8 protein-coding genes are annotated in these 14,480 nt (G+C 66.7%); 6 read left to right on the top strand and 2 right to left on the bottom strand.

The annotated features are described in order from the left end of the window. The first annotated feature begins 129 nt into the window (after positions 1-129). From KT882_RS19765 to KT882_RS19790, 6 genes are all read left to right on the top strand, one after another. Positions 130-3,417, top strand: coding sequence for an nSTAND1 domain-containing NTPase (locus KT882_RS19765; RefSeq protein WP_260048879.1), 3,288 nt, complete (start codon positions 130-132; stop codon positions 3,415-3,417). Between the two features lie 83 nt (positions 3,418-3,500). After that, complete coding sequence (locus KT882_RS19770) at positions 3,501-3,701, top strand: hypothetical protein (protein ID WP_161074227.1); 201 nt, start codon at positions 3,501-3,503, stop codon at positions 3,699-3,701. Between the two features lie 100 nt (positions 3,702-3,801). Next, entirely contained in the window at positions 3,802-5,088 is a 1,287-nt protein-coding gene (locus KT882_RS19775; RefSeq protein WP_161074228.1) for an HlyD family secretion protein, read from the top strand. Between the two features lie 14 nt (positions 5,089-5,102). Continuing rightward, entirely contained in the window at positions 5,103-7,220 is a 2,118-nt protein-coding gene (locus KT882_RS19780) for a peptidase domain-containing ABC transporter (protein WP_228893120.1), read from the top strand. A 39-nt stretch (positions 7,221-7,259) separates the two neighbouring features. Next, complete coding sequence (locus tag KT882_RS19785; protein ID WP_228893121.1) at positions 7,260-7,637, top strand: hypothetical protein; 378 nt, start codon at positions 7,260-7,262, stop codon at positions 7,635-7,637. Beyond that, positions 7,634-8,032, top strand: a complete 399-nt coding sequence (locus KT882_RS19790; protein ID WP_161074230.1) for a cupin domain-containing protein — start codon at positions 7,634-7,636, stop codon at positions 8,030-8,032. Before KT882_RS19785 ends, KT882_RS19790 begins: the two co-directional genes overlap by 4 nt. Positions 8,033-8,040: 8 nt before the next feature. Here the strand turns inward: KT882_RS19790 and KT882_RS19795 are convergent, their stop codons facing one another. Continuing rightward, positions 8,041-9,708: a peptide chain release factor 3 gene (locus KT882_RS19795; protein WP_161074242.1), complete on the bottom strand. Its 1,668-nt coding sequence runs from the start codon at positions 9,706-9,708 to the stop codon at positions 8,041-8,043. Positions 9,709-9,784: 76 nt separating this feature from the next. Next, a complete protein-coding gene (locus KT882_RS19800; RefSeq protein ID WP_228893122.1) occupies positions 9,785-14,461 on the bottom strand; it encodes a PilC/PilY family type IV pilus protein in 4,677 nt (1,558 codons plus the stop codon). Positions 14,462-14,480 lie beyond the last annotated feature (19 nt).

Consider the following 14,480-nt stretch of genomic DNA (forward strand, 5'->3'; position numbering starts at 1 on the left):
ACTGCTAATATCTAGCCTGATTGCATGGATGTACTGTAATGTTGATTACCTTCCGGCGCCTTCCTGAAATCTTCCGGCGATGCAAGGCATTGATTTTTATCAAGAAATAATTTGATCATAGGCAGCACAATGAGCGATAGGGGCTTTCGTTTCGGCGAATGGCAAATCAATCCAGACAGCAATACGTTGCATAATGGAAATGAAAGTAGTCAGTTGGAACCGCGAGCAATGGACGTTTTGCGCTATTTGTGCCGCCACGCCGGTGCCGTGATACCTGCCGAGGAGCTGCTGCAAAGCTGCTGGGGCAATGCCGAACTGGGCGACAATCCGGTGCACAAAGCCATCACGCAACTGCGCCGCGCGCTTGGCGATTCGAGCACGGAACCGCGTTTTATCGAGACCATCCGCAAGCGCGGCTACCGCGCCATCGCGCCCGTCACCGCCAACGTGGCCGCCGACGAGGGCGGCTGGCTGCAGGGTTCCCCCTTCCGCGGACTGGAAGCTTTTCAGGAAAATCACGCCGCCGTGTTCTTCGGCCGCATGCAGGCAGTCGCCCAGTTGCGCGACCTGGTGCGCAAGCAAACCACCGGCGGCTGCGCCATGGGACTGGTGCTGGGGCCGTCCGGTTCCGGCAAAACCTCGCTGGTGCGCGCCGGCCTGCTGCCCCAATTGATGAAAAGCCTGAACAGCGTGGCCGAGCCGGTGGCGCTCGAATGCACGCTGTATATGGACTGCGCGGACCTGGCCGAAGGCGGCCTGTTCCAGGCGCTGGCCGCCGTGCTGCTGGATACCGAACTGGACGGCAAGCTGCTGTTCAGCGGCGACAATGCCGAAGCGCTGGCCAAGCGCCTCGAAAGCGCGCACAGCGACGCGGTGATAGAACGGCTGCGCCACGCCGGCCGCCGGCCCCGCGTCGGCCTGTTTGTCGACCGCCTGGAAGCCATCTTCCGCGCGCCCGGCATGAACGACGACACGCGCGCCCGTTTTATTGCCCTGCTGGAACAGATGGCGCGCTCCGGCGCCGTGCTGGTGATGCTGGCCTGCCGCAACGATTTCTACCCGGACGTGATCGCCCTGCCCGCGCTGATGGCGCTCAAGGCGCGCGGCGGCCACTTCGACCTGAGTCCGCCCGAAGGCGCGGACATCGCCCAGATCGTGCGCCAGCCCGCGCGCGCGGCGCAGCTGCGCTTCGAGCAGGACCCGGTCAGCGGCGCCAGCCTGGACGACGTGCTGTGCGACGCCGCCCGCGGCAGCCCGGATACCTTGCCGCTATTACAATACTGCCTCAATGAACTGTACCGCCAGCGCGGCGAGGACGGCACGCTGCGCTTCTCGGTCTTTGCGGAGCTGGGCGGCATCGACGGCGCCATTGCCGCCCGCGCCGAGCAGGTGGTGGAAGCGCTGGAACCGTCGCAGCGCGCCGCCCTGCCCCATGTGCTGTCGCTGCTGGTGGACCTGTCGGAAGAACAAGGCCCGGTCACGGCGCGCCGCGCCGCCTGGTCCTCGCTGGACGGCGCCGAGGCGCAGGCGCTGGTGCGCGCACTGGTCGAAGCACGCCTGTTCGTGAGCGAGCTGGCCAGCGACGTGGCCAGTTTCGGCGTCACCCACGAGGCGCTGCTGCGGCGCTGGCCGCGCGTGGCTGACTGGATAGAACAGCACCGCCACGCGCTGCAGGTGCGCACCCGCATCGGCCACGACGCGGAACGCTGGGCCGCCGCCGGCCGCCCGCGCGACCTGCTGCTGCCGCGCGGCAGCCAGGTCAACCAGGCCCGCGCGCTGCTGGACATGGACGGCTTTACGCTGGCGCCGCAGGAGCAGGAATACGTGCGCGTGTCCATGCAGAAAGTGAAGCTGGCCGAACGCCTGAAGCTGGCCATGATGGCGGGCGTGACCCTGCTGGCGGTGCTGGCCGTTATCCTCGGCATCGCCGCCCGCAACGCCGAGCGCGACGCCGAGCAGCAGCGCACCGAGGCCGAGGGCCTGATGAGCTATATGCTGGGCGAATTCGTGGAAAAACTGCGCCCCCTGGGCCGCCTCGACCTGCTCGACGGCATCAGCGGCAAGGCCCTGGCCTACCTCTCCGCCGCGCAAAGCACGGACGCCAGCCCCACCACGCTGGAACAGCGCGTGAAAGCGCTGCACGTCATTGCGGAGGTGAATATCGCGCGCTCCAACCCCGCCAAGGCCACCGAAGCCCTGCAGGCTGCGCACGCTATCCTGCTCAAGCTTGAGCGCACCGGCAGCGACCGCAAAGCGCTGTACAAGGCGCTGGGCGCAAACGCCTTCTACCAGGGACAGATCCACCTGTCGCGCGCGGAACTGGACCCGGCTGAAAAGTTCTTCAAGGAGTATCGCGAGCACAGCAACAGCCTGGCCGCGAGCGATCCCGATGATGCGGACGGCTGGATGGAGCAGTCCTACGCGCACAGCAACCTGGGCGCGGTGGCGATGCGCCGCAGCCAATACGAAGCGGCCGCCGACGCCTTCGCCAAGTCGGTGGAATTGAAGCAGCGCGTGCTGGCCAGCGGCACCGGCACCCCGAAACTGCCGGCCGACCTGGCCAACACGATTTCCTGGCTGGCCGAAGCCAAGGCCAAGCAAGGTTTGCTGAATGAAGCCATGGCGCTGTACCAGCGCGAAGAGGAACTGGTGCGCCCGCTGCACAACTCGGCGCCCAGCGACGCGCTGTGGACTTACCGCCTGGCCAACGCGCTGACCTACCAGGGCGAATTGCGCCTGGCGCTGGGGCAGCGCGGTGAGGCGCGCGCCAACCTGCACGACGCCGAAAGCCTGCTGCGCGACGTGGTGAAGCAGGATCCCAGCAACCGCCACTGGCTGACCAATCTGTACTGGGCTCAGCTGAAACTGTACGACCTGGACAGCGACCTGGGCAAGGCCGCCGAAGCGCTGCCCAAGCAGCTGGCCTTGCAGCAGAACCTGGCCACGCTGCGCGGGCCGGACGGCAAGGCGCAAAACGACCGCATCCTGCAGCTGACCGCAGTGGCCCAGCAGTCGCTGGCGGCCACCCAGCTCAAGCTGGACATGCTGGCCGACGCCCGCCGCCAGTTGGCCGAAAGCACGGCCATCCTGGAACAGCTGTACCAGACCCGCAAGAACGCGACCCAGCCCAGTCCGCCGCTCGCCAACGCCCTGCTGATGCAGGCGGACCTCGACCGGGCGGCAGGCAACGGCGCGGCCGCGCGCAGTGCCTGCGTCAAGGCGCAGCAGGTGCTGGCCGGCCTGGCCGAACGCAGCACCGACTACGCGCTGCTGGCGCCGCACGTGCGCGCCCACATGTGCACCGGCACCTTTGCGGAAGCGGCCGCGCAGCAGGAACGCCTGCAGCGCATGGCCTACCAGGAGGTCCATTACATGCGGGCCTTGTCCGCCGCCGCTTCCGGCAAAGGCGCGCCATGAACATTTTTTGCAGTTGCAGTTCCCCGGATGCATACGTCCGTTCCCTGAGTAGTTCCCACCGCCGTTAATTTAGGAGCCTTACCATGAAATCGATCTTCTCCGCACTGAGCAACGCTTTCAGCAACACCACCGCCCCTGCTGCTGCAACCCCAATGCGCAGCCTGTCCGCCGCCGAAGTGGCATCGGTGGCCGGCGCACCGGAAATCGGCCATGACGGCTTCCCGCTGGCAGTCGACACCACGCTGCTCGCCAAGGTGGTCGTGCAACTGCCCGTGATCGGATAAGGCAACGCCCGGCCCCCGCCGGATGCCAGCTTGCGCAACCGGGCCGCCTTCGGGCCGGCCCGGCCTTCCCCCAGCTTAATACCCCTATGACTAGCCCAGCATGAACAGCCTGTTCCGCGATCAGGCCATCCACCACAAATCGCACCGCCTGCACGGCGCCGTCATCCTGGCACGCACCTGGAGCTACCCCGCGCTGACCCTGTTCTTCTGTTGCCTGATTGCCGCCATTGTTATCTTCGCGCTGTATTTCGGCTTTTCCCGCAAAGAAACGGTGAGCGGCATGCTGGTGCCCGAGCGCGGCAGCGTGCGCCTGGCCACGCCGCAGGCAGGTGTGATCAGCCGCCTCTACGTCGGCGAAGGCCAGGCGGTGCGCGTCGGCGATCCGCTCTACCTGCTGTCGAGCGAGCGCACCAGCGCCAGCGGCGCCACCCAGGCCGCCATCAACCAGTCGCTGCAGGCGCGCATCGCCCATTTGCGGCAGGAACTGGAGCAGCAGGGCCGCCAGCGCGGCAACAAGGGCGAGGAACTGGCGCAGCGCCTGGCCAGCCTGGACGCGAGCTTGCGCCAGATCGACGGCGAACTGGCTTTGCGCCGCCAAAAAGTACAGATCATGCGTGAAGTGAGCAGCAACGTCGCCGATCTCGCGCGCGACGGCGCCGTCTCGCGCAACGCCGCCAGCGACAAGGCGGCCGAATTGATGGAGCAGCAAGCGCGCATTGCGGCGCTGGAAGGCAGCCGTTTGGCCACCCAGCGCGAACTGGTGGCGCTGGCCGCCAGCCGCGCCGACCTGCCGCTGCAAAGCGGGCGCGAAGCGTCGCAATTGCAGCGCGACATAGAAGCGCTGAAGCAGGCTGCCAGCGAAAGCGAGGCCCAGCGCGAGCTGCTGGTGCGCGCCGGCCAGCCCGGCCGGGTGGCGGCCATCGTGCTCGACCAGGGCCAGGCCGTGGCGGCCGACCAGCGCGTGGCCAGCCTGCTGCCGCAGGACAGCGTGCTGGAAGCCGAACTCTACGTGCCCACGCGCGCGGCCGGCTTTATCCGTCCCGGCACCGAAGTGCTGCTGCGCTACGACGCCTTCCCCTACCAGAAGTTCGGCCAATACACGGGCCGCGTGCGCCAGATCTCGCAGGCCACCGCGCCGTTCGGCGAACTGCAGCGCGCCGCCGGCTACGCCGCCACGGGCGCGGGCGCAGCCGGGGCCGCCGCGCTGGGCGCCGCCGAGCCCGTCTACCGCATCCGCGTCCGGCTCGACGCGCAACAGATCACCGCCGCCGGCCAGCGGCGCCCGCTGATGCCCGGCATGCAGCTGGGCGCCACGCTGGTGCTGGAACACCGCACGCTGGCCGAGTGGGCGCTGGAACCGCTGCTGGGCATGCGCGGACGCTTATAAAGAAAGCTAGCTGAATGATCAATCTGGGATGGCGCCGCCAGGCGCCGGTCTTACTGCAAACGGAAGCGACGGAATGCGGCCTGGCCAGCCTGGCCATGGTGGCCGACTACCACGGCTACCGCACCGGCCTGGCCGCGCTGCGCCTGCGCTTCCCCATCTCGCGCAAGGGCGCCACGCTGGAGAGCCTGATGCGCATTGCGCGCGCGCTCAGGCTGGAAAGCCGGCCGCTGCGGCTGGAGCCGGCCAACCTGCCGGAACTGGCCCTGCCCTGCATCCTGCACTGGGACCTGGACCATTTCGTGGTGCTGGTGGCGGTGTCGGCGCGCCACGTGGTCATCCACGACCCCGCCGTGGGCCGCCGCCGCCTCACGCTGGCCGAGTTCGGCAAACACTTCTCCGGCGTGGCGCTGGAACTGCGCCCGGCCAGCGACTTCCGCCCGGCGCGCCAGGAGCTGCAGTTCACGCTGCGCGGCCTGATGGGCCATATCACCGGCCTGCGGCGCGGCCTGGGCCAGATCCTGCTGCTGAGCCTGGGGCTGGAAACCATCGCCATCGGCCTGCCCTTCTTCCTGCAATGGGTGGTCGACCAGGCCCTGCCGTCGGCCGACCGCGACCTGCTGGCCACGCTGGCGCTCGGCTTCGCCCTGCTGGTGCTGATCCAGGCCGCCATGACGGCGGTGCGCGGCTGGTTCGTGGTGGCGCTCAGCACCAGCATGAATTTCCAGTGGTTCGGCAATGTGTTCTCGCACATGATGCGCCTGCCGCTGGACTACTACGAAAAGCGCCACGTGGGCCGCATCATCTCCAGCTTCGGCTCCATCGCCGCCATCCAGAAAACCCTGACCACCGGTTTCGTGCAAGCCCTGGTGGACGGCGTGATGGTGGCCGGCACGCTGGCCATGATGGTGCTGTACAGCGGCGCGCTGGCGGCCGTGGCCGTGGGCGCCGTCGCGCTGTACGGCGTGCTGCGCTGGAGCCTGCTGCACGCGCTGCGCGACGCCTCCGCCGAGCAGATCATCCATGCGGCGCGCCAGACCACGCATTTCTTTGAAACGGTGAACGGCATCCAGAGCGTGCGCCTGTTCGGCAAGGGCGAGCAGCGCCGCGCCGGCTGGCTCAACATCCTGGCGGAACAGTTCAACGCCGAGCTGCGCGTGCAGCGCTTGAACATCAGCCACGACACCGCGCGCACGCTGCTGTTCGGCGCCGAGCGCGTGCTGGTGGTCTGGCTGGCCGCGCGCGCCGTGCTGGACGGCCACTTTACGGTGGGCATGCTGTTCGCCTTCATCGCCTACCAGGACCAGTTTTCCCAGCGCCTGGGCGCGCTGATCGACAAGCTGGTGGAGTTCCGCATGCTGCGCCTGCACGGCGAACGCGTGGCCGACATTGTGCTGACCGGCACCGAACCCGAAGGCCCGCACGACGCCGACGAGCCCGACCTGCCGCCCGCCGCGCCCAGCCTGGAGCTGCGCGGCGTGGCCTTCCGCTATTCGCCCACCGAGCCGCTGATCTTCGAGCAGCTGGACCTGAAGATCGCGGCCGGCTCCTGCGTCGCCATCACCGGCGCCTCCGGCTGCGGCAAGACCACGCTGGTCAAGATATTGCTCGGCCTGCTCACGCCCGAGCATGGCGAAGTGCTGGTGGGCGGCGTGCCGGTGGCGCGGCTGGGCGTGAGCAATTACCGGCAGATGATAGGCACGGTGATGCAGGAGGACCGCATGTTCTCCGGCTCGGTGGCCGAGAACATCAGCTTCTTCGATCCCGAACCGGACTGGCAGCGCATCCGCGCCTGCGCCCAGCAGGCGGCGGTGCACCAGGAAATCGAAGCCATGCCCATGGCCTACAACACCATCACCGGCGACAACGGCATGGGCATCAGCGGCGGCCAGCGCCAGCGCATCCTGCTGGCGCGCGCGCTGTACCGCCGGCCAAAAATCCTGGTGCTGGACGAGGCCACCAGCGAACTCGATATTGCCAACGAGAAAAGCGTCAACGCCACCATCGAGGCCCTGGGGCTGACCCGCATCATCGTGGCGCACCGGCCGGAAACCATCGCCATGGCCGAACGCGTGCTGGTGGTCAGGAACGGCCGGCTGGAACAGGAAAGCCGCGCAGTTTCCCTTGTTTTGTAAAAAGAGTAAGATAGGGCTTCATTGTTCAGGAGGACGGCCATGAAGCAATCGATCAAGGCGGCTCTGATTTCGGCGCTGCTATTTCCGGGCCTGGGCCAGATACTGGTGCTCAAGCGCTTCGCGCGGGGCTGCATCTTTTTGCTGCCCACGCTGGCGGGCGCGGTGACCATATTGCGGGTGGTGGCGGTGCAGGTGAATGCGCTGGCCGGCCAGCTGGCCAACGGCACCTTGCCTTTCGACATCACCATGATCGCCCAGCAGATCGCCGCGTCGCGCACCAACGGCCCGGCCATGACGGCGGCCACGCTGGCCTGCGTGCTGTGCTGGTCGGCCAGCATACTCGACGCGATTCTGTTCGGCAACGACCAGCATTACCACCATCCCCAGCATCCCCACCCCCAGCAAGGACAGCAATGACAGCCAATCTGACCCGGGCCGCCTGCGCCCTTGCCGCCGCCGTGGCGCTGGCCGCTCCGGCGCATGCGCAAAACACCGGCATCAAGCGCACGGTGGTGCTCAAGGCGGACGTGTCCGTACCGGGGCGGGAAGCGGTGGTGGCCAATGTGGAGCTGGCGCCCGGCGCGGTGGCGGGACGCCACAGCCACCCCGGCGACGAGATCAGCTATATACAGGAAGGCGAGGGAGAATTGCTGATCGAAGGCGAAGACCCGCGCCGCGTCAAAGCGGGCGAGGCCTTCGTGATCAAGGCCGGCGTGGTGCACGACGCCCGCAACACCGGCGGCGGAACCATGAAGCTGACGGGCGTGTACGTGGTGGACAAGGGCAAGCCGCTGGCCACCCCTGCCAAATAAAGCCCAGCTTAGGTCAGCTTGGCCGCGTGCTCGCGCGTGGCGTGGAACTGCAGCTTGGGCCAGCGTTCCTGCGTCAGGCGCAGGTTGACGCTGGACGTTGCCAGGTAGGCCATATTGCCGGCCGCGTCGTAGGCCACGTTGTGGCCCAGCGCCGCCTCGAAGTCCACCAGGGCCTTCTTGTCGTCCGACGACACCCAGCGCGCGCTGCTGATGCTGGTGCCTTCAAACACGGCGTCCACGCCGTATTCATTCATCAAGCGGCTGGCCACCACCTCGAACTGCAGCACACCGACCGCGCCCAGCACCAGCTCGCCGCCCTGCACCGGCTTGAAGACCTGCACCGCGCCCTCCTCGCCCAGCTGCTGCAAGCCCTTGTGCAGCTGCTTGATTTTCAGCGGGTTGCGGATGCGCACCTGGCGGAAGAAGTCCGGCGCGAAATACGGAATGCCGGTGAAAGTCAGCAGTTCGCCTTCCGAGAAGGAGTCGCCGATCTGCATATTGCCGTGGTTGGGCAAGCCGATGATGTCGCCGGCGTACGCCTCTTCCACCTGCTCGCGCGAGGACGCCATAAACGTCACCACGGACGACACTTTCACCTCGCGCCCCAGGCGCAGGTGCTTGACCTTCATGCCGCGCTCGAAGCGGCCCGAGCACACGCGCAGGAAGGCGATGCGGTCGCGGTGCGCCGGGTCCATATTGGCCTGGATCTTGAACACGAAGCCGGTGAACGGCTGCTCGGTGGGCTCGACCACGCGCACGGTGGCGTCGCGGCCGCGCGGCGCCGGCGCCCAGTCCACCAGCGCCGACAGGATCTCGCGCACGCCGAAGTTGTTGATGGCCGAGCCAAAGAACACCGGCGTCTGCACGCCGGCCAGGAACTCTTCCAGGTCGAAAGGATGCGACGCGCCCTTGACCAGTTCCACTTCCATGCGCAGCTGATCCATTTCCAGCGGGAACATTTCTTGCAGGCGAGGATTATCGATGCCCTTGATGATTTCCACCGCCTGGTCCGCGCTTTCCGAACCGGCGCGGAACAGCAGGATCTCGTCGTTCAGCAGGTGGTACACGCCGCGGAAGTTCTTGCCCATGCCGATAGGCCAGGTCACCGGCGCGCACTGGATCTTCAGCACCGATTCCAGCTCGTCGAGCAGCTCCAGCGGGTCGCGGCATTCGCGGTCCAGCTTGTTCATGAAGGTGACGATGGGCGTATTCCGCATGCGGCACACGTCCAGCAGCTTGATGGTCTGCGCCTCCACGCCCTTGGCCGCGTCGATCACCATCAGCGCCGAGTCCACCGCCGTCAGCACGCGGTAAGTGTCTTCCGAGAAGTCCTGGTGGCCGGGGGTGTCGAGCAGGTTGATGATGTGGTCGCGGAAGTCGAACTGCATCACCGAGGAAGCCACGGAAATGCCGCGCTGCTTCTCGATTTCCATCCAGTCCGACGTGGCGTGGCGGCCCGATTTGCGCGCCTTGACCGTGCCGGCCATCTGGATCGCGCCCGAGAACAGCAGCAGCTTTTCGGTCAGCGTGGTTTTACCCGCATCCGGGTGGGAAATAATGCCGAAGGTGCGGCGGCGCTGGGTTTCGCGCGCGATCAGCGCGGGCGTCTTGCCGCTGGAGGCTGCCGGCGCGTCGTCCGGGGTGTCAGGAATGCTGTTGTCGATGTCGTTGGCCATGTTCGCGACCATAACAATGGCCCCGCGTAAAACCTGCTATTTTACACGGGGCCAGCATTAGTCTCAATCTCACTCGTCAATCGATCTTGATCCTGCGCCAGCCGGCCCGGTGGGCGGCGGTCGATTCCAGCTCGATCAGCGGACGGGTCAGCGTTTCGCCCTTGGCGGTGGTGGTGATCATCTTCAGCTCGCCCTTGGGCAGGCGCACGATGATGAAGCCCACCGCCGCCGAGGTGTTCGACAGCGTGCTGCCGGCGATATTGCCGATGGCCGCGTTGCCGTTGCACACGTTCAGCGCGTAGGCGTTGCTGGTGCCGCCCACCGAGCACGACGAGGACGACGTCGGCAGATTGGTCACCACATTGGCCACGCCGCTGACCACTTTCGGATCCAGGTTCATGCGCTCGCCCTTGTTCAGCGACCAGTCGAAGTACCAGCCGTCCTGCGTCACCAGATTCACCGGATTGCTGGTGATCGTGTAGGTATTGGTGTTGCTGCTCGAGCCTTGCAGCGCCAGCGTCTGCTTGACCATGCCGGTGCCGCGCGCCGCGATGCAGGGCGTGGTGCTGCAGGTGTCGGCGTCCTTCACCACGTACAGGCTTTGCAGGTCGACGTTCACGGTGTCCGGCACGTCCAGCAGGCGGCCGGTGCCGAACAGCACCACGCGCTGGGCGATATTGGTGATTTCGCCGGTGGTGGCGTTGGTCTGCTGGGCCGCGCACAGGGTGATGTCGGGGCGCGTGGTGATGGGCTGCAGCGCGCCGGTGGTCGCCATCTGGCGCACCGTCGCGGCGGCCGCGTCGAAGCGCCACAAATTGCCGTCGTTGTCGCCGCCGTACACATAGGTCACGGCCGGATCGGTGGCCGGGTTGTTGGTGATGGCGGTGATCTTCGCCAGGCCGGACGGCGTGGTGGTGCTGCCCGAGCCGGTGTCGATCTTCTGCAGGATGGCGCCGGTGGCCACGTCGATAATGAACAGGAAGCCCCGGCCGGTGCCGCCCGCCACGCCGTCGGTGCCGGGCACGTTGTTGTAGCCGGAGGTGACGAACACCACCCACTGGCCGCGCCAGGTGCCGAACTGCGGATTGCCGAAGGTCAGGCCCAGGTCGGCGTCGGCGTGGGCGCAGACGGCGGCGTCGGCGCAGGTTTCCCACAGCGCCTTGGGCGCGGTGGGGTCGGTCACGTCGAGCGCGTAGTAGCCGCGTCCACCGCCGTTCAGGCCGGCCACCAGCACGGTTTTCCAGGTGCCGCCCACTTCCACGTCCGCCACTTCCGGCGAACCGTCGGTGCTGAACTGGTGGTTGGTGCCGTAGGTGGTGCTGGCCAGCGCGTAGAGCTTCTTCATGGTGATGCGCGGCACATAGGCCCACAGCTCATGGCCGTCCGAGGCGCGGAAGGCATGCAGCATGCCGTCGTTGGCGGCGGTGAACACGGTCGGCACGCGGTCGGCGGTCCACTTGGTGCGGTAGGCCTGGTAGGTGGCCGATGGATAACCCTTGCGCGGCTCGCGCAGATAGGCCGGCTTGGACGAGGCGATGTCGCCCAGCACGATGGGGACCGGGCCGGACTGGCCGGCCGGCGTGGTGGCCGTCAGGCTGTAGGCGCGGAAGATCTCATCGTTGGCATAGGTCTGCTCGCCGCGCAGCCAGTTCACCATATTGGCGCCGCTGTTGACGATGGCGCGGTCCGTGGTCGACAGCAAGGTGCATTGCGACAGCGCCGTGCACTTGTTGCTGAACCAGCCCTGCATCAGCGCCGAGCCGCCCATATTGGCGTAGCGGAATTCGGTCAGCGAGGTGGCGCCGCCCGGGTCCAGCATGTAGATGGTGCGGCCGCCGCTGGTGGCCGGCGTGCCGCCGGTCCCTGCCACGGCCTGCGGGCCGACCGTGTCCGAGGTGGTCCAGACCGGCGTGGTGCCGACGATGCCGGTGGCCGGATCGATCTTCTTGTCCGACAGCTCGCCATACCATTTCACGGTGGTGAAGGTGTCCGAGAAGATGTCGTTGTCCTGCAGCGAAATATTCGGCGTCGAGGTCGCCGCGGCGGCCGCCGCGCCCACCGTCACCTGCATATTGGCCAGTGCCGAGGCCAGGCCCTCCACCACTTCCTTGGGCTCGTTGGCGCTGAAGTATTTGCCATGGCCGGCAATGGCGGCGTGCCACAGGTCGTCCACGCGCTCCTGCACGGTGCTGGCCGTGCTGGAGGTCTGCGGGTCCGGCCACACATAGGCGCCGTTGGCGTTCCACGGGCAGCCCGAGGCGGCGCCGGTGATCAGGTTGTAGAAGTCGCCGCCCGGCTTGGGCGCGGTGTCGTAATTGGGTTCATAGGTCATCACCCCGTCCATGCCCAGGCCCAGCGTGTAGGTGTTCATGTGCAAGTGGGTGTTCTCGCCGCCGGCGGCGGGCACCTGGCCGGGCTTGGTCATGTCCGGCTCCAGCGAGGGCCGCAGCGACACGGTGCCGTCGCTGGAGCCGCCGTTGTACCAGTGCAGCGCCACGTCCGAGATCGAGGGCTGGGACTGGGAGCGCGTATCGACGCAGCCGCGCGCCTGGGTGCAGAAGCGCGACGGGTTCTCCACGTTGTCGTTGTTGACCACGTTGGCGGTGGAGCTGCCGTTCCAGTAGCCGTCCGTGGTCAGTATCAGGAAATTGGGCTGGCAGGGGAACTGCACCACCTCGTTGCCGGCGCTGTACTCGTAAGGGCTGAGGTTGGCGTACATGCGGCCCACATTGTCCATCGCCGCGCGGATCGGGGTCGAGCCGCTGGTGGTGGTGTTGTACAGCGTGCTGTACCAGGTGGTGCGCGCGGTGCCGACGAAATCGGTCGGCTTCATGTCGATGGCGCCGCCGGCGGCGGCCTGCGACAGGCGCACGAAGCCGGCCCGGTAGTTGCTGTTGAGCGCGGCGAAGGCGATGCCGACCGAGGTCTTCATCATTTGCAGCCGGCTCTTGTAGTAGGTGTACCAGTTGGCGAAATTGGTCATCTCCTCCGCGTAGGTGCAGCTGGAGGCGCCCAGGCAGTCGATGCGGTCCGGGCCTTTCGGGTAGGTCTGGCCCGAGGTCAGGTTGACGCGCACAAAAGTGCTGGGGGGTTCGCTGCCGGACGAAATGGCGGCGGTGGTGGTGGGAATGGCCTCGTTCACGGCGCTGGAGGCCGCCACATAGCCGGCGCCGGCGGTATAGCTGAAGGTCAGGCCGCTCACGGTGCCGCCGCTGGGCGTGTTGCCGTTGTTGTTGAGAGTGGTGTGCACCAGGCAGATCTTGTTGTTGCCGCTCTGCGCCGCGCAGGTGGGCGTGACGCTGTTGCCGGCCGCGTAGGCCTGGATGGTGCCGCCGTTGCCGATCTTGTTGATGATGGAGGTGGTCACCGTGGCGGCGCTGACGTTGCGGCCCAGCGAAAAGTTATTGATCAGCTGGGTGCCGGCCCAGCTCAGGTCCGACAACGAAGGCGTAGGATTGTTGGTATTGGCGGTGGTGCCGGAGATGGTGACAATGGCGGTGGGCGACACGCGCGTCACGGCCGGCGTGACCGTCACGCTGGGCGCGTTGACGGTGATGCCCCAGCCGGCGCGGCTGTTGTCGCTGACCGGCAAGCAGGTCGTGGCCGACTTGGTGCCGCTGCATACCACGGCCACCACCGCCACCACGTTTTCCGCCGTCAGCGTAATGCCGTAGCTGGAGCACGGCGGCACGGTGGTCTGGCCGATCGGCGTTTTCACGCAGGCGTAGTACTGGTTGGTCAGCCCGGTCCTGGCGATGATGCTGGCCGCCAGCGCGCTGGCCATGGTTTGCTGCTTGAGCGCGGTGTTGGTGCCGCTGGGCGCGGTGACGGTGCCGTTGGTGATGGTGCGCGCCGTGCTCGGGTCCGGTATCGTCACGCTGGTGATGGTCATCGAGGCGCTGCTGGCGGTGGCGCCGATGGCGATGGTGCCGAAGGCGGCCATGCCGCCGCTGGCGGTGGAATAGCGCGGATAGGTATAGCTGCCCACGCGCTTGGCCTGGCAGTTGATCAGCGTGGTCTCCTTGCACCAGCGCACCTTCACCGGCACCGGATAGCCGGACGGCGCCGTGCCGCCGGCCGCCGTGGACTTGCAGGTGGTCATGCTCTCGTCGGTGCAAAATTCCGCCACCGCGATGTTGTAATAGTAGGGACTGGTGTTAATCGCCACCGCGCTGCGGTAGGTGTTGTCCGGATAGCTGTAGGTGGCGCTGTTGACGCGGCAGTCGCTGGTGTTGTTCGGGTCGCACCACTTGAGATCGGGGAACTCGGTCAGCAGGTTGATCTCGGTGTCGTTGGCGGCGTACAGGTCCTTGTTGTAGACGCCGAAAGCGTCGCTGGCCACCTTGGTCCAGCCGGTGGTGTTGGCCGAGGTCTGTTCCTTGTAATAGCTGCCATCGGCCTTGATCGCGGGCTGGTAGCGGATTTTCGGGTTGTAGTACTGACGGTTGAAGTCGGACGCCATGAAAGGCGGGTGGCCGACGTTGCAGGCCATGATGCCGTTCGACAGCTTGGCGCTGGAGCGGCACAGATTGTCGTTCACATAGTCGGGCGTGTAGTGCTGCTCCATGGAACCGGAGTTGTCGAACAACAGCATCAGATTGGGCTTGACGGTGCCGGTGCCGGCGATGTTCAGCAGCGGCACTTGCGCAATCTGCGTGGTGCCGGCCCAGGCGGCCGGCGCCAGCAGGGACGCCGACAACGTAGCCAAAGCGGCCAGGGCGGCCAGCCCGGGCTGGTAGGTGAGCTTGTTCATATTGTTTCCTGTCTTAAAG

Source organism: Pseudoduganella aquatica, assembly GCF_020865585.1.
GTDB classification, from domain to species: domain Bacteria; phylum Pseudomonadota; class Gammaproteobacteria; order Burkholderiales; family Burkholderiaceae_D; genus Rugamonas; species Rugamonas aquatica_A.